Origin of the sequence: Amycolatopsis saalfeldensis, from assembly GCF_900110575.1 — a bacterium.
Lineage (GTDB): Bacteria > Actinomycetota > Actinomycetes > Mycobacteriales > Pseudonocardiaceae > Amycolatopsis > Amycolatopsis saalfeldensis.
On record NZ_FOEF01000006.1, the window covers coordinates 355235 to 374662 of the forward strand.

20 protein-coding genes are annotated in these 19428 nt (G+C 71.6%); 14 read left to right on the forward strand and 6 right to left on the reverse strand.

Annotation, left to right across the window (positions count from 1 at the left end; translation table 11 throughout):
• Positions 1-7: 7 nt before the first annotated feature.
• The 3 genes from BMY97_RS17150 to BMY97_RS17160 are packed head-to-tail and all read right to left on the reverse strand — an operon-like array spanning position 8 to position 3215.
• Positions 8-1171: a thiolase domain-containing protein gene (locus BMY97_RS17150; RefSeq protein WP_091617836.1), complete on the reverse strand. Its 1164-nt coding sequence runs from the start codon at positions 1169-1171 to the stop codon at positions 8-10.
• Positions 1168-2220 carry a thiolase domain-containing protein gene (locus BMY97_RS17155; protein ID WP_091617837.1) on the reverse strand — a complete coding sequence of 351 codons (1053 nt, stop codon included), beginning with the start codon at positions 2218-2220 and terminating at the stop codon, positions 1168-1170. Before BMY97_RS17155 ends, BMY97_RS17150 begins: the two co-directional genes overlap by 4 nt.
• Positions 2221-2231: 11 nt before the next feature.
• A complete protein-coding gene (locus tag BMY97_RS17160; RefSeq protein ID WP_091617838.1) occupies positions 2232-3215 on the reverse strand; it encodes a Zn-ribbon domain-containing OB-fold protein in 984 nt (327 codons plus the stop codon).
• Between the two features lie 80 nt (positions 3216-3295).
• Between BMY97_RS17160 and BMY97_RS17165 the strand changes: the two genes are divergently transcribed.
• Positions 3296-4825 carry an acyl-CoA synthetase gene (locus BMY97_RS17165; protein WP_091617839.1) on the forward strand — a complete coding sequence of 510 codons (1530 nt, stop codon included), beginning with the start codon at positions 3296-3298 and terminating at the stop codon, positions 4823-4825.
• A gap of 131 nt (positions 4826-4956) precedes the next feature.
• On the opposite strand, the gene BMY97_RS17170 is transcribed toward BMY97_RS17165, so the two are convergent.
• Positions 4957-5691, reverse strand: coding sequence for an SDR family NAD(P)-dependent oxidoreductase (locus tag BMY97_RS17170; protein WP_091617840.1), 735 nt, complete (start codon positions 5689-5691; stop codon positions 4957-4959).
• 142 nt (positions 5692-5833) lie between these two features.
• Between BMY97_RS17170 and BMY97_RS17175 the strand changes: the two genes are divergently transcribed.
• Positions 5834-6409, forward strand: coding sequence for a TetR/AcrR family transcriptional regulator (locus BMY97_RS17175; RefSeq protein WP_091617932.1), 576 nt, complete (start codon positions 5834-5836; stop codon positions 6407-6409).
• A gap of 9 nt (positions 6410-6418) precedes the next feature.
• Here the strand turns inward: BMY97_RS17175 and BMY97_RS17180 are convergent, their stop codons facing one another.
• On the reverse strand, positions 6419-7201 hold the full coding sequence (locus BMY97_RS17180) for a crotonase/enoyl-CoA hydratase family protein (RefSeq protein ID WP_091617841.1): 783 nt from the start codon (positions 7199-7201) through the stop codon (positions 6419-6421).
• Positions 7202-7263: 62 nt separating this feature from the next.
• Here BMY97_RS17180 and BMY97_RS17185 point away from each other — a divergent pair, with 62 nt between their 5' ends.
• Both BMY97_RS17185 and BMY97_RS17190 read left to right on the forward strand, forming a co-directional pair.
• Entirely contained in the window at positions 7264-8859 is a 1596-nt protein-coding gene (locus tag BMY97_RS17185) for an acyl-CoA synthetase (protein WP_177231382.1), read from the forward strand.
• 8 nt (positions 8860-8867) lie between these two features.
• The gene (locus tag BMY97_RS17190; protein ID WP_091617843.1) at positions 8868-9974 is read left to right on the forward strand and encodes an NAD(P)H-dependent flavin oxidoreductase; all 1107 of its coding nucleotides are present in this window, start codon (positions 8868-8870) and stop codon (positions 9972-9974) included.
• Positions 9975-10028: 54 nt separating this feature from the next.
• On the opposite strand, the gene BMY97_RS17195 is transcribed toward BMY97_RS17190, so the two are convergent.
• On the reverse strand, positions 10029-10835 hold the full coding sequence (locus tag BMY97_RS17195; protein WP_091617844.1) for a S1 family peptidase: 807 nt from the start codon (positions 10833-10835) through the stop codon (positions 10029-10031).
• A gap of 223 nt (positions 10836-11058) precedes the next feature.
• On the opposite strand from BMY97_RS17195, the gene BMY97_RS17200 reads away from it, so the two are divergent.
• The 10 genes from BMY97_RS17200 (at position 11059) to BMY97_RS17245 (ending at position 19076) form a co-directional block, all read left to right on the forward strand.
• Complete coding sequence (locus tag BMY97_RS17200; RefSeq protein WP_091617845.1) at positions 11059-11847, forward strand: GntR family transcriptional regulator; 789 nt, start codon at positions 11059-11061, stop codon at positions 11845-11847.
• Between the two features lie 82 nt (positions 11848-11929).
• A complete protein-coding gene (locus BMY97_RS17205) occupies positions 11930-12310 on the forward strand; it encodes a DoxX family protein (protein WP_091617846.1) in 381 nt (126 codons plus the stop codon).
• Positions 12311-12421: 111 nt separating this feature from the next.
• Positions 12422-13537 (forward strand): TIGR03364 family FAD-dependent oxidoreductase, encoded by a 1116-nt coding sequence (locus BMY97_RS17210; protein WP_091617847.1) that lies wholly within the window; start codon positions 12422-12424, stop codon positions 13535-13537.
• On the forward strand, positions 13534-14202 hold the full coding sequence (locus tag BMY97_RS17215) for a phosphonatase-like hydrolase (RefSeq protein WP_091617848.1): 669 nt from the start codon (positions 13534-13536) through the stop codon (positions 14200-14202). Before BMY97_RS17210 ends, BMY97_RS17215 begins: the two co-directional genes overlap by 4 nt.
• Before the next feature lie 13 nt (positions 14203-14215).
• Complete coding sequence (locus tag BMY97_RS17220; RefSeq protein ID WP_091617849.1) at positions 14216-15253, forward strand: 2-aminoethylphosphonate ABC transporter substrate-binding protein; 1038 nt, start codon at positions 14216-14218, stop codon at positions 15251-15253.
• On the forward strand, positions 15250-16320 hold the full coding sequence (locus BMY97_RS17225; protein ID WP_091617850.1) for an ABC transporter ATP-binding protein: 1071 nt from the start codon (positions 15250-15252) through the stop codon (positions 16318-16320). The genes BMY97_RS17220 and BMY97_RS17225 overlap by 4 nt, the downstream gene beginning before the upstream one ends.
• Positions 16317-17198, forward strand: coding sequence for a 2-aminoethylphosphonate ABC transporter permease subunit (locus BMY97_RS17230; protein WP_091617851.1), 882 nt, complete (start codon positions 16317-16319; stop codon positions 17196-17198). The genes BMY97_RS17225 and BMY97_RS17230 overlap by 4 nt, the downstream gene beginning before the upstream one ends.
• Positions 17176-17973 carry an ABC transporter permease gene (locus BMY97_RS17235; protein ID WP_091617852.1) on the forward strand — a complete coding sequence of 266 codons (798 nt, stop codon included), beginning with the start codon at positions 17176-17178 and terminating at the stop codon, positions 17971-17973. Before BMY97_RS17230 ends, BMY97_RS17235 begins: the two co-directional genes overlap by 23 nt.
• Before the next feature lie 83 nt (positions 17974-18056).
• Entirely contained in the window at positions 18057-18548 is a 492-nt protein-coding gene (locus tag BMY97_RS17240) for a hypothetical protein (RefSeq protein ID WP_245787350.1), read from the forward strand.
• 42 nt (positions 18549-18590) lie between these two features.
• On the forward strand, positions 18591-19076 hold the full coding sequence (locus tag BMY97_RS17245) for a hypothetical protein (protein ID WP_245787351.1): 486 nt from the start codon (positions 18591-18593) through the stop codon (positions 19074-19076).
• The last annotated feature ends 352 nt before the right edge of the window (positions 19077-19428 follow it).

The window sequence follows — 19428 nt, forward strand, 5'->3', positions numbered from 1 at the left end:
CGCGCCGTCAGCGGGGCTTGGCCGACCCGACCACCCACATGCTGAAGTACTGCGAGCCGCCGCCGTACGCGTGGCCGAGCGCCACCCGGGCGCCGTCCACCTGGTAGTCGCCGGCGCGGCCCATCACCTGCTTGGCCGCCTCGGAAAACCGCAGCATCCCGGACGCGCCGATCGGGTTGGACGAGAGCACGCCGCCCGACGGGTTGACCGGCAGCCGGCCGCCGATCGCGGTTTCGCCCGCCTCGGTCACCTTCCAGCCCTGGCCCTCCGCGGCGAAGCCGAGGTTCTCCAGCCACATCGGCTCGAACCAGGAGAACGGCACGTAGATCTCCGCGACGTCCACTTCGGACAGCGGGTCGGTGATCCCGGCCTCGTGCCACAGCGCCGCCGCGGCGTCCCGGCCGGCCTGCGGGCTCACCTGGTCGCGCCCGGCGAACGTGGTGGGCTCGGTGCGCATGGCCGTCGCGTGGATCCAGGCGGCGCCGCCCTCGACGGCGTCACCGGCCGCCTCGTCGCCGATCACCATCGCGCAGGCGCCGTCGGAAGACGGGCAGGTCTCGTCGTAGCGGATCGGGTCCCACAGCATCTGCGACGCCTGCACGGACTCGACCGTGATGTCCGCCTGTTGCAGATGCGCGTACGGGTTGAGCGCCCCGTTGCGACGGTCCTTCGCCGCGACGATGGCGCCGATGTGCTCCGGCGCGCCGGAGCGGCGGATGTAGGAGCGCACATGCGGCGCGAAGTAACCGCCCGCGCCGGCGCCCACCGGCATCTGGAACGGCGGCAGGATCGACAGGCCCCACATCGCGTTCGACTCCGACTGCTTCTCGAACGCCACGGTGAGCACCCGCCGGTGGATCCCGGCCTGCACCAGCGACGTGGCCACGAGCGCGGTCGAGCCGCCGACGGAGCCCGCGGTGTGCACGCGCAGCAACGGTTTCCCGGTCGCGCCGATGGCGTCGGCCAGGAACAGCTCGGGCATCATCACGCCCTCGAACAGGTCCGGCGCCTTGCCGAGGACCACGGCCTCGATCTCGTCCCAGCCGACACCGGCGTCGGCCATCGCGCGGTCGATCGCCTCGCGCAAGAGCCCGGGCATGGACACGTCGAGGCGCTTGGCCCGGTGGTGCGTCTGCCCGGTGCCGAGCACCGCGGCGAGCTGCTTGGTCATCGCGACTCCAGTACGGCGAGGAGGTTCTGCTGCAGAGCGGGGCCACCGGTAGCGTGCGCGACCGCTTTCGAAGCCTCGCCCCGGTGGATGCGGGCGGCGGCCTCGCCGATCCGGGCCAGCCCGGCGGAGAACATCGGATTTCCGGTCAGCGCGCCGCCGGAGGGATTGATCCGGACGTCAGCGCCGAGGCCGAGCGCGCTGCGCAGGATCAGCTCCTGATGCGTGAACTGCGCGTGCAGCTCCGCCAGTTCGACGCCGTCGAGGTCCAGGGCTTTCGCTGCGGCCTCGGTGGACGGTGAACGCGTGAGGTCCCGCGCGCCGAGCACGGGGGAGTCGACGCGGTGCTCGATCCCGGTGAGGATCGCGGGCCGGTCCACCAGGTCCTTGGCCCGCTCCGCGCTGGCCAGCACGATCACCGCGGCCCCGTCGGAGACCGGTGCGATGTCGTGTTCCCGCAAGGGATCCGCGACGTACGGCGCGTCCATCAGCTCCGCGGTCCCGACCACTCCGGACACCTGCGCGGCGGGATTGCCGGCGGCGTCCGCGCGTGAGCGGACGGCGACTTCGGCCAAGTCCTTTTCGGACCAGAGCCCGGCGTCCAGGCCCATTCGCGCCTGGAGCCCGGCGATCGCGAGCGAATCCGGCCACAGCGGGCCGACGACGTACGGGTCCAGCTGCATCGCCAGCACCCGGCGCAACTGTCCCGCACTGGCCTTGCCGAAGCCGTAGACGAGCGCGGTGTCGACCTCGCCCATCCGGATCTTCAGCCAGGCCTCGTACAGCGCCCAGGCCGCGTCCATCTCGACGTGGGACTCGTGGATCGGCGGGAACGCGCCGATGGCGTCCACCGCGGCGATGAACGAGAACGCGCGCCCGGCCAGGTAGTCCGAGGAGCCGGAGCACCAGAACCCGATGTCCTCTTTGGACAAACCGGTGGCGGCGAAGACCTCGGCGAAGATCGGCACCAGCATCTCGACGCCGTTGGTGGTGCCAGGGGTCTCCCGGACGTTCGGCGCCTGCGCGAACCCGGCGACGGCGACTTCAGGCATGGGGTCACACCTCACAGGTGGTGGGCGAAGGATTCATACGGCGCGTCCGGCTCGCCGGTCGGCTCGAAGTGGCTGATGTTCTCCAGCGAGGTCCACCAGTCCTCGCGCGGCTTCCAGGCCGCGCGCACGCGCATCCCCATCCGCACGTCCGCGGCGTCGCAGCCGAGCACCAGGTGCAGGAAGGCGATGTCGGCGCCGTCGAGGAGGATGTACGCCGCGACGTACGGCGGCTTGATCCGCTGGCCGAGGAACGGCACGTTGACGATGCAGAACGTGGTGACGATGCCGGTGTCGGGCAGTTCGACCTCGTCGGTGGTCGGCACGCCGTCGGTGGGGCAGGCGCCGCGCGGCGGGATGTAGACCTTGGCGCAGGCCGGGCAGCGCTGGCCGATGAGCTTGCCTTCGGCGAGCCCCCGCAGGTAGCGGCTTTCCTCGGGCGAGGCGGAATGCCGGTAACGCAGGTGCACCGGCGTCATGACCACGCTGACCGGCGCGCCCTCCTCGCGTTTCGCGACCGGGGGCGGCGGCTCGGTGGGCGTGGTGTCGGGCGCGTCGGCGGGCAGGAAGTAGGCGATGTCGCGGATGTGGCCCACGGTCTCGTCGGCCCAGCGGACGCGCACGCGCTGTCCGGTGTGGACACTGCCGGGGTCGCCCGCGTCGAGAGCGTGCAGCAGGGTCGTGTCCGCGCCGTCGAGCCGCACCAGCACCCAGGCGAACGGGCGGGCGAGCGGCTGCCCGTCGAGCGGCCGGGCGCACCACGACCACGAGACGACGGTGCCCTCCTCGGCCACCGGCACGAACTCCGTCAGCGGCGCGGCGGTCACCGGGTCGTACTCGGGCGGGGGCACGTGCACCCGCCCGTCGCTGCCGCGCACGCCTTCGATCCGGCGCTCGCGCAGCGCGTTCACGAACCGGCCGAGCACGGGCCCGGTCGAGCGCGTGTAGTCGAAGCCGACGTCGAGCGGGGCCGAGAGCGGTGCTTCTGAAACCGTCACGCTCCCGAGTGAAACACGTTCTCGATTCAGGGGCAAGACACCTGTTGTGCTGTTGTGGAACGCGTTCTAGATTTGAGGGCATGAACCTCGGACTGTGGACCATCGCCGCCGCGGAACCGGACCGGACCGCGCTGGTCGACCCGGACGGCCGGGAGGTCGGCTACGGCGAGCTGGCCGCCAAAGCGAACCGGTACGCGCGCGGGCTGCGGGAGCTGGGACTCGGCGTCGGCGACGTCGTGGTGCTGCTGCAGCCGAACGGAGACGAACTCGTGGCGGCGTACTTCGCCGCGATCCAGTCCGGGCTGTACGTGGTGGTGGTGAACTGGCACCTCGTCGGCCCGGAAGTCGCCTACATCCTGCAGGACAGCGGCGCGAAGGCGTTCCTCGCGCACGAGCGGTTCGCCGACGTCGCCGTCGCGGCGGCCGACGAGGCGGGCCTGCCGGATTCGGCCCGGTTCGCGGTGGGCGCGGTGCCCGGCTTCCACCGGGTCGAGGAACTGGGCGCGGGCCTGGGCGACGGCCGTCCCGAGGAGCGCACCGCGGGCTCGCCGATGCTGTACACCTCCGGCACCACCGGGCGGCCCAAGGGCGTCCGGCGGCCGCTGACCGGCACCGACCCGGACCAGGTGCCCGCCGCGTCCACCTGGTTCTTCGGGATCTTCGGCCTGAAGCCGCACGACGGGCACGTGCACCTCTGCGGCTCGCCGCTGTACCACACGGCGGTGCTCAACTTCGTGGTGATTTCCTTGCAGCTGGGGCACTCCGCGGTGCTGATGGACCGCTGGGACGCGGCGGACATGCTGCGGCTGATCGAGCGGCACCGGGTCACGCACAGCCACATGGTGCCGACGCAGTTCCGGCGGCTGCTGGCGCTGCCCGACGACGTGCGCTCGGGCCACGACCTGAGCTCACTGCGCGTGATGATCCACGGCGCGGCCCCGTGCCCGCTGGAGGTCAAGCGGCGCATGCTCGACTGGTGGGGCCCGGTCGTCACGGAGTACTACGCGGCCACCGAAGGCGGCGGCACGGTGATCTCGGGGGAGGACTGGCTGCGCAAGCCGGGCTCGGTCGGCCTGCCCTGGCCGGGCTCGACGATCCGCATCCTCGACGACGCCGGCGCCGAGCTGCCCGCGGGCGAGGTCGGCACGGTGTACATGAAGATGGGCGACTCGAAGTTCGAATACCACCGCGACCCGGAGAAGACGAAGCAGTCGCGCGTCGCGGACCTGTTCACCCTCGGCGACGTCGGGCACCTCGACGAGGACGGCTACCTGTACCTGCACGACCGCAAGGCCGACCTGATCATCTCCGGCGGCGTGAACATCTACCCGGCCGAGATCGAGGGCGAGCTGGTAATGCACCCGAAGGTCGCGGACATCGCCGTGTTCGGCCTCCCGCACGAGGACTGGGGCGAGGAGATCAAGGCCGTGGTCCAGCCGGCGGAGGGGATTTCGCCGTCACCCGAGCTGACTTCGGAGCTACTGGCCTACGCGGCGACGCGGCTGGCGCGGTTCAAGTTGCCGCGGTCGGTGGACTATCTGGACGAGCTGCCGCGCGACCCGAACGGGAAGCTGTACAAGCGGCGGATCCGGGACCGCTACGTTTCCTGACTCCGGACGAGGTGGTCACGACCGGCCGGTGGTGACCACTTCGCCCGGAACCGGGCCAGGTGGGGTGGCTCAGGTCGTAGCCGAGGTCCTCGAGTCCGCGGCAGAACGCGCTCAGGCCGGTGCGCGCCTCCCTAGATGGCGGTGGTGCCGCCGTCGGCGACCAGTTCCAGGCCGTTGACGTAGCTGGAGTCGTCGGAGGCGAGGAACAGGGCGACGGTGGCGATCTCCTCGGGGCGGCCCATCTTTCCGCGCGGGATGAGGGATTCGAACGCGGTCTTGGCCGCCTCGTCGAACAGTTCCTCCTGTTTGGCGGTGGCGACCTGGCCGGGGGTCAGGACGTTGACCCGGATCCCGCGGTCGCGCAGTTCGTTGAGCCAGACGCGGGCCCAGGCCTGCTGGACGGCTTTGCTTCCGGCGTAGAGGCTCCAGCCGGGGAAGGCGCCGAGGGAGGCGTTGGACCCGGTCATGAGGATCGAGCCGTGGTCGTTGAGCAGCGGCAGTGCCTTCTGCACGGTGAACAGGGTGCCGCGCGCGTTGAGCCAGAAGGCGCGGTGGAACTGTTCCTCGGTGATCTGGCCGAGGACGGCGGGCTCGCCCATCCCGGCGCTGGCCCACAGCACGTCGATCGAGCCCTTTTCCCGCTTTACGGTGTCGTACAAGCGATCCAGGTCGTCCAGTTCGGCCGCGTCGCCTTGCACGGCGGTGACGTTGTCGCCGATCAGCTCGGCGGCTTCGTCCAGGGCTTCCTGCCGCCGGGCCTGGATGAACACGTGCGCTCCTTCGGCAGCGAACAGTTTCGCGCCGGCCAGCGCCATGCCGGTGGACCCGCCGGTGATCACCGCGACCTTGCCATCGAGCTTTCCCACGATCACTCCGTTGTCTTGAAGGGGTCTTCGAAGCAGCCAGGCTCTTATGAACACCAGTCTGTGTACTTAACGTATCCGACGGTCGAGGGGAAGCGCAAGCTAAGTACACCGTTCGGTACCGAACGGGTCTATGCTGAACGGCATGACGGAGTTGGAAAAGGGCCCTACCGGCCGGCGCCGCGGCCGGGGCGCCCGCGAGCGCATCCTCGGTGCGTCACAGCAGCTGTTCCGCGATCAGGGCATCAACCGCACCGGCATGGACCAGCTCTGCGCCGCGGCCCAGGTGTCCAAGCGCACGGCCTACCAGCACTTCGCCGGCAAGGACGAGCTCGTCGCCGAATACCTGCGCCGATTCGATCCCGGCTTCATGTCGGGCGTGTTCGACCGCGCCGACCTCACGCCCCGCGAACGGCTCCTCGCCGCTTTCGAGATGCCCGCGTCCACGCCGCTTTGCCCCTACCTCGCGGCGGCCGTCGAACTCCACGACCCCCAGCACCCCGCGTCCCAGTACGCGCGCGACTACAAGACCGCCATCGCCGCGCGGCTCGCCGAAACCGCCCGCGAAGCCGGCGCCACCGACCCCGGGCAGCTCGGCGAACAACTGGCGCTGCTCATCGACGGCGCCTCGGCCCGCACCCGGGTCCTCGACCGCGAATCGTTCTCCACCGCCGCCGCCATCGCCGCGGTCCTCATCGACAACGCGATCCCCACGGCATAGCCGCCGGCGTCATTTGCCCTGGAACCGCGGTTTCCGCTTCTCCGCGAACGCCCGCGGCCCCTCCTTCGCGTCGGCGGAGGAGAACACCTCGATGCCGTACTTCGCGTCCAGCTTGAAGGCTTCCTCTTCGTGCATGCCTTCGGTGTCGCGCATGGTCTTCAGGATCGCGCGGACGGCGAGCGGGCCGTTCGCGTCGATCAGCGACGCGATCTCCAGCGCGCGCGAGAGGGCCTGGCCGTCGGGGACCACGTGGCCGATCAGGCCGATCGCCAGTGCCTCCTCGGCGGTGATGTGGCGGCCGGTCAGCAGCAGGTCGGCGGCGACGGTGTACGGGATCTGGCGCGGCAGCCGCACGGCGGAGCCGCCCATCGGGAACAGGCTCCAGCGGGCTTCGGAGACGCCGAAGCGCGCGCTCGTGCCGGCCACGCGGATGTCCGTGCCCTGCAGGATTTCCGTGCCGCCGGCGATCGCGGGGCCTTCGACGGCGGCGATCAGCGGTTTGGTCAGGCGGCGGCCCTTCAGCAGGCCCTCGATGCGGCTCGGGTCGAACGCGCCTTCGCCGAACGCCGGGGCGTTGCGGGCCATCGACTTGAGGTCCGCGCCCGCGCAGAACGCGCCGCCCGCGCCGGTCAGCACGCAGCTGCGGACTTCGTCGTCGGCGTCGACCCGGTCCCAGGCCTCGACCATGATCGCGAGCATCTCGCCCGAGAGCGCGTTTCGCGCCTCGGGCCGGTTCATGGTGACGACGAGCGTGTGGCCCTCCAGTGTCACCAGTGCGTGCGGCTCAGCCACCGAATCCTCCCGGCAGTCCCAGGGTCATTGCCCAGAACGATAACATGTTCTACTTTAGGGGAGTGGCACTCAACATCGCGGATTTACTCGAGCACGCCGTCGACGCCGTGCCGGAACGCGTCGCGGTCGTGTGCGGCGAGAGGCAGGTGACGTTCGCGGAGCTGGAGGCCCGCGCGAACCGCCTGGCCCACCACCTCGCCGCCCACGGCGTGGGACGCGGTTCCCACATCGGTGTCTATTCACGCAACTCCATCGAGGCCCTGGAGGCCATGTTCGCCGCGTACAAGCTGCGCGCCATCGCGGTGAACGTCAACTACCGCTATGTCCACGGCGAGCTGCGCTACCTGTTCGACAACGCCGACCTGGTCGCCCTCGTGCACGAGCGCCGGTACGCGGACAAGGTCGCCGCGGTGCTCCCGGAAACCCCAAAACTGAAACACGTTGTCGTCATCGAAGACGGTTCGGACACCGTCTACGAGACCGGCGTGGAGTACGAGGCGGCGCTGGCGGAGAACTCGCCCGAGCGTGACTTCGAAGAGCGCAGCGCCGACGATCTGTACATCCTCTACACCGGCGGCACCACCGGCTATCCGAAGGGCGTGCTCTGGCGTCACGAGGACATCTGGCGCGCGCTCGGCGGCGGCATCAACTTCATCACCGGCGAGTACGTGCCCGACGAGTGGACGCTCGCCGAGCAGGGCAAGGCCGGCTCGCTGGTGCGGCTGCCGGCCGCTCCGCTGATCCACGGCGCCGCCCAGTGGGCAGCGTTCGGCGCCCTGTTCACCGGCAGCCCGGTCGTGTTCGTGCCGCAGTTCGACGCGCACCAGGTGTGGCAGGCCGTGCAGGCGCACAAGGTCCAGGTGCTCACCATCGTCGGCGACGCCATGGCGCGGCCGCTGATCGAGGCGCTGCGCGAGGGTGGCTACGACACGTCGTCGCTCGCCGCGGTTTCGAGCCACGCCGCGCTGTTCTCGCAGTCGGTCAAGCAGGAGCTGCTGGGCCTGCTGCCGAACGTCGTGATCACCGACGCCATCGGCTCCTCGGAAAGCGGTTTCACCGGGATCGGCATGGTGGGCAAGGATTCCGACCACAGCGCGGGCCCGCGGGTCGCGTTCGGCAAGGACGCGATCCTGCTCGACGAAGACGGCGCGCTGGTCGAGCCGAAGGCCGGCGCGATCGGGCTGATCGGCCGCCGCGGGCACGTGCCGCTGGGCTACTACAACGACCCGGAGAAGAGCCGCACGATCTTCGTGGACGTCGGCGGCGTCCGGTACGTCGTGCCCGGCGACTACGCGCGGTACGAGGAGGACGGCACGGTCACGCTGCTGGGCCGCGGCTCGCAGTGCGTGAACACCGGCGGGGAGAAGGTGTACCCCGAAGAGGTCGAGGGCGCGCTGAAGTCGCACCCCGACGTGTTCGACGCGCTGGTGATCGGCATCCCGGACGAGCGGCTCGGCCAGCGCGTGGCCGCCGTCGTGCAGACGCGGCCGGGTGTGACGCCGGACCTCGAGGCGATCGAGGCGCACGTGCGCACCGAGGTCGCCGGCTACAAGGTGCCGCGCACGGTCTGGCTGGCCGAGGAGATCGGCCGGTCGCCGAGCGGCAAACCCGACTACCCGTGGGCGCAGCGTTACGCCGCGGACCACGAACCCGCCTAGGAGCGAGCATGCGGACTTCCCTGTGCGACCGGTTCGGCATCGAGCTGCCGATCGTCGGCTTCACGCCGTCGGAGCACGTCGCGGCCGCGATCAGCCGTGCCGGCGGGCTCGGGGTGCTCGGCTGCGTCCGGTTCAACGACGCCGCCGAGCTCGATCGCGTGCTGGACTGGATGGACGAGCACACCGACGGGAAGCCCTACGGGGTCGACATCGTGATGCCGGCGAAGATCCCCGAAGAGGGCAGCCAGGTCGACCTCACGAAGCTGATCCCGGACGGCCACCGGGCCTTTGTCGACAAAGTGCTGCGGGAGCTGTCGGTGCCCCCGCTGCCGGACGACACCGACGAGCGGGCCGGCGTGCTCGGCTGGCTGCACTCGGTCGCCCGGTCCCATGTGGACGTCGCGCTGAAGCACCGGATCAGCCTGATCGCGAACGCGCTGGGCTCGCCGCCGCCGGACGTGATCGAGCTCGCGCACGCGGCGGGCGTGCCCGTGGCCGCGCTGGCGGGCAAGGCCGAGCACGCGGTGCGGCATGTCGACAACGGCGTGGACTTCGTGGTGGCGCAGGGTTACGAGGCGGGCGGGCACACCGGCGAGATCGCGTCGATGGTGCTGGTGCCGGAGATCGTGGACGCCGTCGGCTCGCGGGTGCCGGTGCTCGCCGCGGGCGGCATCGGCTCCGGCCGCCAGATGGCGGCGGCGCTGGCGCTCGGCGCGGCGGGGGTGTGGATGGGCTCGTTCTGGCTCGCCACCGAGGAGTACCTCCAGACCATGGCGGACTCCGGTGGCATGCAACAGGCCCTGGTCGGCGCGACCTCGGCGGACACCGTCCGCACCCGCATCTACACCGGCAAGCCCGCACGCCTGCTCAAGACCCGCTGGACGGAGGCCTGGACCGCGCCGGACGCGCCCGAGCCGCTGCCCATGCCGTTGCAGAACCTGCTGGTTTCCCAGGCGCACAACCGGATCCACGCCTCGGGCGACCCGAGTGTGGTGTCCATGCCGGTGGGCCAGATCGTCGGCCGGATGGACCGGGTCCGCCCGGTCGCCGACGTGATCGCCGAGCTGGTGAGCGGGTACGAGGAAGCGTTGGCACGGCTGGAAAAAACGCGCTGAAGACTCGTGAGTGGCTATGCCGGTCAGAACCGGCATAGCCACTCACGAGCGTTTCTAGATGGACGAGGCGGCCGAAGCGATCGCGCTCGCGAAGCTGCTCACCTCGGTGTACACGCCGGGTGCGTGCGCCCGGGCACAGCCGGTGCCCCAGCTCGTGATGCCGACCTGGACCCAGGCGTTGGTGTTGTCCCGGCGGAACATCGGGCCGCCGGAGTCGCCCTGGCAGGTGTCGACGCCGCCGGAGTCGATGTTGCCCGCGCAGATCTCGGCGCTGGCGATCAGGCCGGTGTAGTCGCCGCCCTGCGCCTTGCAGGTGGCGTCGCTGACGAACGGGACCTGCGCCTTGAGCAGGTACCGCTGCTGCGCGCCGCCTTCGGAGGCGGCGCCCCAGCCGGCGATGGTGAACGTGCCGCTGTTGTTCGCCGTGCTGGAGGCGACCGGCAGGGTCGCGATGCCGGTGACCGGGCTGGCCAGCTTGATCAGGGCCCAGTCGCCGCCGGTGGTGTCGTAGGTCGGGGACCGGTAGACGTAGGTGGACTTCACCTTCTTGGCACTGGCGCTCTGCAGGTCGACCACGCCGAGCGTCGCGGTGATCGAGCTGTTCGAGCCGGTGCGGTCGACGCAGTGGGCGGCGGTGAGCACGATCTGCGACGTGTACAGCGCGCCGCCGCAGCCCATCGACAGCCGCACCATCCAGGGGAACTCACCGGACGCGGCGCGGCTGCCGCCGATCACCTGCGTGCCGTTCGTCGAGGGCGGCTGGGCGGCCACGGCGGGGCCCGCCAGACCGGCCAACGCGGTGGCGGCGGCGACGCCGATCGCGGCTTTTTTGAGCAGGCTGAACCATCTCTTGCTGGCCAAGGGATTCGTCCTTCCGGTGTCCACAGTAGAACCAGGAACTACGGGGAAACGGGGAGTGCCCTTTCGACTACACCAGAGCCGGAACAACCGGACAACCGACTTTCTTCGGATCTTTCCGGCCCCAGGTGGGCCCCTGGGCGGGCCGCGGCGCCGCTGTCGTCCGATCGGGCGGTTCCCGGGACGGCCGACCACGGGCCGCCCGGCTGGAATAGGCTCGGGACTCGTGCCCACGTCACCGCTTCCCTTGCCCCAGCTGTCCCGCCTGTCCGCCGACGGCCCGGTGCGCGACGGCATTCCCGAGCACGGCCGCGTCCCGCGCTATTACGCCGTGAAGGTCGAGCTGCTCGCGGTGATCGCCGAGCTGGGCGAGGGCGCGGTGCTGCCCGCCGAACGGGAGCTGTGCGAGCGGTTCAGTGTTTCGCGGGCCACGGTGCGCCAGGCCGTCAGCGAGCTGGTCCTCGAAGGCCGGCTCAGCCGCCGGCAGGGGAGCGGCACGTACGTCGCCCCGCCGAAGCTGGTGCAGCCGCTCGCGCTGGTCAGCTACACCGAGGGCCTGCGACGGCAGGGCATCGCCCCGGGCCGCACGCTGATCTCGCTGGAGCGCCGGGCGGCGGGCGCCGGACTGGCCGCCGACCTGCGGATCGAGCCGGCCGACGAGGTCATCCACATCGAACGCGTGCTGCTCGCCGACGATGAGCGCGTCGGGCTGGAGTCGACCTACCTGCGCGCGTCCAAGTTCCCGACGCTGCTGGAGGTCTTCAACCCGGAGCAGTCGCTGTACGCCTTCCTGCGCGAGCAGCTCGGCGTGGTGTTCGACGGCGCCGAGGAGCGGGTCGAGACCGTGCTGGCCACCCCGCGCGAGGCGCTGCTGATCGGCACCAACCCGGCGTTGCCGATGCTGCTCATGCACCGCGTCTCGTGGGGCCCGGACGGCGAGCCGTTCGAACGCGTCCGCTCGCTGTTCCGCGGCGACCGGCTGAGCTTCATGACCCGCCTGGGCCGAGTCGAATAGCCGTTCGCTGTCACATTCAAGACGCCCGTCTCGTCCCCTCCGTTGTCCGGCCGAGTGGCCGGCCCTAGGAGGGAGCACAACGATGAACGCCGCACTCTGGACCGGGCAGATCTTCCTGGCCCTCATCTTCGCGCTGTCGGGTGTCTTGAAGTCGACCATGTCGCGGCAGCGGATGCTGGAAACCGGCCAGACCGGCGCCGCCGCGTACCCGGTGCCGGTGGTCCGCTTCGCCGCGATCTGCGAGCTGATCGCCGTGCTCGGCCTGATCCTCCCGCAGCTCACCGGCATCGCCCCGGCGCTCACCGGCTGGGCCGCGGTCGGCCTCGTGGTGGTGATGATCGGCGCGATGGCGAGCCACGGCCGGCTCGCGATCGTGCAGCACAAGCCCGCGGAATGGCGCAACGTCGGCGTCAATGTGGCGCTGGCCGCGGTGTGTGTCTTCGTGGCAGTCGGTCGCCTCTGAGGTTGAAGATAACGGAACGATAACTCGTCCGGTCCACTATTCGGGGTCGGTTCACCTCCGGTTCGCTCCGGCGACAAGCGGCGTTGGTGACGGGCAGCGACCGTAGCCGCCGTGCGAATACTCATCGTGGGCGGCGGCGTGCTCGGCACCATGCATGCCTGGACGGCCGTCGAACGTGGTCATGAAGTGGTCCAGCTGGAGCGGGAGGCCGAGGCGCGGGGCGCGTCCGTGCGGAACTTCGGCCTGGTGTGGGTCGGTGGCCGGGCGGCGGGCGCCGAGCTGGCGACGGCGGTGCGGGCCCGGCGGCTGTGGGAGCGGATCGGCGAGCGGGTGCCGGGCCTCGGCTTCCGGGACAACGGCTCGCTCACTCTCGTCCGCACCGAGGCGGAGCTGGCCGTCGCCAGGGAGGTGGCGGCCAGTCCGGACGCGGCGCGCGGGTTCAAGCTGCTCGACGCCGCGGAGACGCGGGAGCTGAACCCCGCGCTGCGCGGTGACTTCCTCGGCGCGCTGTGGTGCGACCGCGACGCCGCGGTCGAGCCCCGCACCGCGCAGCCCGCCCTTCGCGCCGCGCTGACGGCGAGCGGCCGCTACACCTGGCGGCCCGGGCGCGAGGTCCGCACGCTGACCTCGACCGGCGTCGTCGATGACCACGGCGAGCGGCACGAGGGCGACGTGGTGCTGTTCTGCACCGGCGCGTGGCTCGGGGGCCTGGTCCGCGAGGTCGCCGGTGAGCTGCCGGTCCGGCGGGTGCGGCTGCAGATGGCGCAGACCGAGCCGCTCGGCGAGCCGCTCACCACCAGCGTCGCCGACGCCGACAGCTTCCGCTACTACCCGGCGTACCGCGGCCCCGCCCTCGACGGGCTCAACTCCGGCCAGCCGCAGGGCGAGATCCCCGCCGGCCACGCCATGCAGCTGCTGATGGTGCAGCGGCTCGACGGTTCGCTGACGATCGGCGACACGCACGAGTACACGCAGCCGTTCGGCTTCGACGTCGACGAGGATCCGTACGGCCACCTCGCCGAGGTCGCCGGCGCGCTGCTCGGCCGCCCGCTGCCGCGGATCCGGCGCCGCTGGGCCGGCGTGTACGCCCAGGCCACCGACGCGGGCGCGATCGTGCACCGGGAACGCCTGTCGGACAACGCTTTCCTGGTCACCGGCCCGGGCGGGCGGGGCATGACCTGCTCCCCGGCCATCGCCGAGGACACGGCCGCGGAGCTGGGCCTGTGACCCCCGAGCTGGTGGTGCTGGACATGGCCGGCACCACGGTGGTGGACGACGGCCTGGTCGTGCGCGCCTTCACCGAGGCGATCGGCTCGGCCGGAGTGTCCGAAGAGGACGATCGTTTCCCGAAGATGCTGGCCTACGTCGAAGAGACGATGGGGCAGTCGAAGATCACCGTTTTCCGTGCTCTGCTGGGCGAAGAGACGGCCGCGCAGGAGGCGAACGCCGCGTTCGAGCGCGCGTACGCCCGGCTGGTCGCGGCGGGGGAGTGCACCCCGGTCGACGGCGCCGAGGACGTGATCCGCGCGCTGCGTGCCGACGGCGTCAAGGTCGCCTTCGGCACCGGGTTCGCCCCGGCCACCCAGACTGCGATCCTCGACGCGCTGGGCTGGCGCGATCTCGCCGACCTCGCGCTCGCGCCGGGCGAAGGCGTCCGCGGCCGCCCGTTCCCCGACCTGGTCCTGGCCGCGGCGCTGCGGCTGGAGGTGTCCGACGTGCGGCGGATCGCCGTCGCCGGGGACACCCCGTCCGACGTCCGCTCCGGGCTCGCCGCCGGCGCGTCCGTGGTCGCGGGCGTGCTGACCGGCGCGGGCACCCGGGCCGGCCTCGAAGCCGCCGGCGCCACCCACGTCCTCGATTCCGTGCGTGACCTCCCCTCCCTGCTGCGTTAAAGGAGCCAAGACCATGAAGACCCCGAATGCAGTGGCGTACGTCCTCGCCGCGGGCCTGCTCGGCCTGCTCGCCGCCTGCGGCGGGACCGGCGGCGGCGCGGCCGCGGACGGCAAGACCGTCACGGTGTACACAGTGGACGGTCTGGAAGACTGGTACACCGCCCGGTTCGCCGAATTCAAGCAGCAGACCGGCATCACCGTGCAGGCCGTCACCGCCGGCTCCGGCGAAGTGGCCTCGCGCGTGGAGAAGGAAAAGAGCAACACGCAGGCCGACGTGCTGATCACCCTGCCGCCGTTCATCCAGCAGGTGGCGCAGCAGGGCCTGCTCGCCTCGTCCGCGCCGCAGGGCACCGGCCAGGTGCCGGCCGCGGAGAAGGACCCGCAGGGCCGCTACTTCGCCATGATGAACAACTACATCAGCTTCATCTACAACCCGCAGCAGGCCAAGCCCGCGCCGAAGACCTGGAACGACCTGCTCGACCCGAAGTACCGCGGCAAGCTCCAGTACTCCACGCCCGGCGAGGCCGGGGACGGCACGGCCGTGCTGCTCCAGCTGCAGCACGTGTTCGGCGACCAGGGCGCGCTGGACTACCTGGGCAAGCTCCAGGCGAACAACGTAGGGCCGTCCTCGTCCACCGGCAAGCTGCAGCCGAAGGTGGCGAAGGGCGAGCTGCTGGTGGCCAACGGCGACGTGCAGATGAACCTGGCCGAGATCGGCAAGAGCGGCGGCTTCGACGTCTTCTTCCCGGCCGACGCCCAGGGCAAGCGCTCGACCTTCGCGATCCCGTACGAGGCCGGGCTGGTCACGAACGCCCCGCACGCGGACAACGGGAAGAAGCTGCTGGACTTCCTGTTCTCGCCGGCGACCCAGGCCAAGGCGGCCGACGCCTTCGGCATCCCGGCCCGCGCCGACGTCAAGTCCACCGGTGCGAACGCGGACCGGATCAAGGCCACGATGACCGGCGTCGAGGTCTGGCAGCCGGACTGGACCACGGTGCTGGGCCGCCTCGATGCGGACCTGGCCGCCTACAAGAAGGCCATCGGCCAGTGACCCCGGCGGTCGAGTTCCGCGGCGTCTCCGTCCACTTCGGAGCGACGCAAGCACTGTCCCCCCTTGACCTTTCGGTGGCGAAGGGGGAAACGCTGGCCCTGCTGGGCCCGTCCGGCTCGGGCAAGTCGACCGCGCTCAAGGCGCTGGCCGGGTTCGTCCGGCCGAGCGCCGGGCGGGTGCTGCTCGACGGCGAGGACGTCACCGACCTGCCGCCGCACCGGCGCGGGCTCGGCGTGGTCGTGCAGAGTTACGCGTTGTTCCCGCACCTGCGGGTGGACGGCAACGTCGCGTTCGGGCTGAAGGCCCGTGGGCTCCCGCGGGCGGAGGTGGCCAAGCGGGTGGCCGAGGTGCTGGAGCTGGTGGGCATGGGCGCGTTCGCCCGGCGTTTCCCGCGTGAGCTTTCGGGCGGGCAGCAGCAGCGCGTGGCGCTCGCCCGGGCGCTCGCGATCAAGCCCGGCGTGCTGCTGCTGGACGAGCCACTGTCCGCTTTGGACGCCGCCCTGCGCGAGGAGATGATCGCGGAACTGCTGCGGCTGCGGGCGGAGCTGCCGGACACCACGATGATCCACGTGACCCACGACCAGGCCGAAGCGCTCGCGCTGGCCGACCGGATCGGGGTGCTGCGGGATTCGCGGCTGGTCGAGCTGGGCCCGTGCGAACAGCTTTACCGGCGCCCGGCCAGCGAGTTCACCGCGAGCTTCCTCGGCGGGGCCAACCTGGTCCCGGTCGAGCTGGTCCGGTTCGACGGCGCCCGCGCCGCGGTCGTCCGGCTCGGCGGGCGCGAGCTGTCGGCCGAGCCCACCGGCGTCCTCGGCGAGGGCCAGTCCGTGGCGCTCGGCGTGCGGCCGCACCGCGTCGGCGTCGGCGCGCCGGGGCCGGACGCGTGGCCCGCGCTGGTCCGCGGCGTGCAGTGGCGAGGCTCGGGCTACCGGCTGGACCTGCACCTGCCCGCCGCGGACTGCGAGCTGCGCGCCGAGGTCCCGGACGGGCCCGGCCTGCCCGCCGTCGGCGACTCGGTGGGAGTGTCCATTCCGGACGGCTGCCCGCTGCTGGGGGTGGGCGGGTGACCGGCCTCGTCTTCGAAGCCGCCGCCCCGGCCCGCGCCGGACGCCGTCCCCAGCGCGTCCGGCGGGCCCGGCTGTGGTGGCTGCTCCCGCCGGTGGTCGTGCTGCTCGGCTTCTTCGGTTATCCGCTGGTGCTGGTCGCGGTGCAGTCGTTCACCTCGAAGTCCGGCGCGCTCACGCTTTCGGTGTGGGGCGACGTGCTGGGCTCGGCCGAATTCCGGGACGCGGCCTGGCAGACGGTGCTGCTCGCGCTGGGCTCGACGGCCGGCTGCCTGCTGCTCGGCACCTTCCTGGCGCTGGCGGTCGCGTTCGTGCCGTTCCCCGGCGCGCGGGCGCTGGCGCGGCTGGTCGACACGCTGCCGGCGTTCCCGTCGTTCCTCATCGCGCTCGCGTTCACCTTCCTCTACGGCAGCGCGGGGGTGTTCGGCGCCGGCGGCTTCCTGTACTCGCCGTGGGGCGTGCTGCTGGCCGAGGTCACCTTCTACACGCCGTTCGTGATGCGCCCGGCGCTCGCGGCGTTCGGCCAGGTGCCCGCCGCCCAGCTGGAAGTGGCGGCGAGCCTCGGCGCGCGGCCGGGCCGGGTGCTGCGCCAGGTGGTGCTTCCGGAGGCGCTGCCGTCACTCGCGTCCGGCGCCTGCCTGGTGCTGCTGCTGACCATGAACGAGTTCGGGATCGTGTTGTTCCTCGGCGCGAAGGGTGTCACGACGCTGCCGATGCTGGTGTACGGCAAGGCGATCGTGACGTTCGACTTCCCGGCCGCGTCGGTGGTCGCGATGGTGGACGTGGTGCTGTCGCTGGTGTTGTACGCGGGTTACCGGCGGGCTGCGGGAGCTATGGGTTCTGGGGGAGGGGGCGGCGGTGCTGCTGTGGACAAGGCGTAGCCGGGTTTTGCTGTGGCTGGTGGCCGGGGTGGTGTTCGCCGTCGTGGTGGCGGCGCCGCTGGTGATGATCGTGCTGGCGTCCTTCGCCGGGCACTGGACCGGCGTGCTGCCCGGCGGTTTCACCGCGTCGCACTATGTCGACGCGCTGTCCGGCGACACCTTCGCGAGCCTTTCGGTGAGCGTGCAGACCGGCGTGATCGCGTCCGCCGCGGCCGTGCTGCTCGGCAGCTGGGCGGCGCTCGCGGCCGACGGCGCGCCGTCACGGGTGCGCCAGGCCGTCGGGACGCTGTTCCACCTGCCGATCGCGGTGCCGTCGGTGGTGCTGGGGCTGGCGCTGCTCGTGGCGTTCAGCCGGCCGCCGCTCGCGCTCAACGGCACGCGGTGGATCGTGCTGGCCGCGCACCTGATGTTGTTGCTGCCCTTCGCTTACAGCACGGTCTCGGCCGCCCTGTCCCGGGTGGACCCGCTGCTGGCGCAGGCTGCGGCCAGCCTCGGCGCGCGGCCGTCACGGGTGCTGCTGCGCGTCCGGATTCCGGTGCTGCTGCCCGCGATGTCCGCTTCGGCGAGCCTCGCGCTGGCGATGTCGATGGGGGAGCTGGGCGCCACGATGATGCTGTACCCGCCGGACTGGCGGACGCTCCCGGCCAGTGTCTTCGCGCTGACCGACCGCGGGCAGGTGTTCCTCGCGTCGGCGAGCACCGTCGTGTTGCTGGTGGTGACGCTGGCGGGAGTGGTGCTGCTGGGGCTCGTCCGCGGGCGTGGCTCAGCTCGGTGACGGAGATTCCGGGCCCCCGCGTGCAACCGTTGGGGCCCGGGTTCCGTCCGCTGTGTATGCGGACAACGGTGAAAGTCCTGGGTGTGAGCGTTCTGCTGCTTTCTGTGGCGGCTTGTGGCGGGCAGTCCGGTTCGGGCGCCTCCGCACCGTCCACTTCGGCCCCGGTTTCCCCGGTGCCGGTTTCTTCGGCGCCGGGCTCGACGTCCCCGCCGCCGGTGCCGCTGCCCTCGCCGTCCGGGCCGCCCCAAAGCCGCCCGACGCAGGGCGTGCCGCCGGGTGACACGGCGCCGGCCCCGGGCCAGGTCGACGCTTCGGCCCTGCCGCCGGGTTATCCCCACGACCTCACCCTCGCGCAGGGCGGCAAGGTCGTGGTGATCCAGGCCGAAGAGGGCGGCTGCGACAAGCTCGCCGCGCGCGCCGGTGAGCAGACAGCCCAGCAGGCCGTCGTGGTGGTCACCGTGACGAAGGCCCCGCACGGCCAGATGTGCCCGATGCACATCAGGGACATCTCCCTGCCGGTCACGCTCGACCAGCCGCTCGGCGGCCGGAAACTGGTTCTGCGCCCCGGATCCTGATCACGTGCAACCCCCGGCGGCGGCGCTTCCGTCCTAGGTGGCATGAGGCACTTGACGAAGCTGGTCGGCACGGGCCTGATCCTCTTGACGGTGACGGCCTGTGGCGGCCAGGAAACGATGGCCACCCACCCAGCGTCCGGGAACGACCCCGCGGCGCCGAGCAGCGCGACGACACCGCCCTCGCCCGGCGCGCCGGGCAAACCCCGGCTCGAACTCCCGCCGGGCAGCACACCGGTGCCGGCCGCGAAGGTCGACGCCGCCGCACTGCCCAAGGACTTCCCCCACCAGGTCTACACCGCGAACGGCGGCACGATCATCAACCTCCGCGCCGAAGAGGGCGGCTGCCAGCACGCCCTGGGCGAAGCGACGGAGCAGACCGCACAGCACGTGGTCCTCGACCTGAGCGAGACCAAGGCGCAGACCGGGCAGATGTGCACGATGGACCTGCGGTACCCGTACATCTCGGTGGCCCTGGCGGCCCCGTTGGGCGACCGGACGGTGGTGCTGAAGCAGTCGCCGCCGCGCTGACCCTGTGCGGTGGTGGCTGAGGCAGCCCGCCGGCGTGGCGATCTCGTGCGGTGGTGCCGGCCGGGGCCGCTGCCGCGCCGATCTTGCGCAGCGACGCTGGCTCAAGCCGCCGCCTGACCTCGCGCAGCGGTGCGGACCGAAGCCGCCGCCGTGGAGGCCTTCGGCGGTGGCGCTGGCTGAAGAAGCCGTCGTGCGAGGTTTCGCGCGGTGGTGCTGGCTCAAGCGGCTGCGGCCCGCGATGCCAGATCCCCGGCAGTGGAGCTGGCAGAAGCAGCCGCTGTCGCGCCGATTTCGCGCGGTGGCGCTGGCTGAACCAGCCGTCGTCGTGCGAGATTTCGCGCAGTGGTGGTGG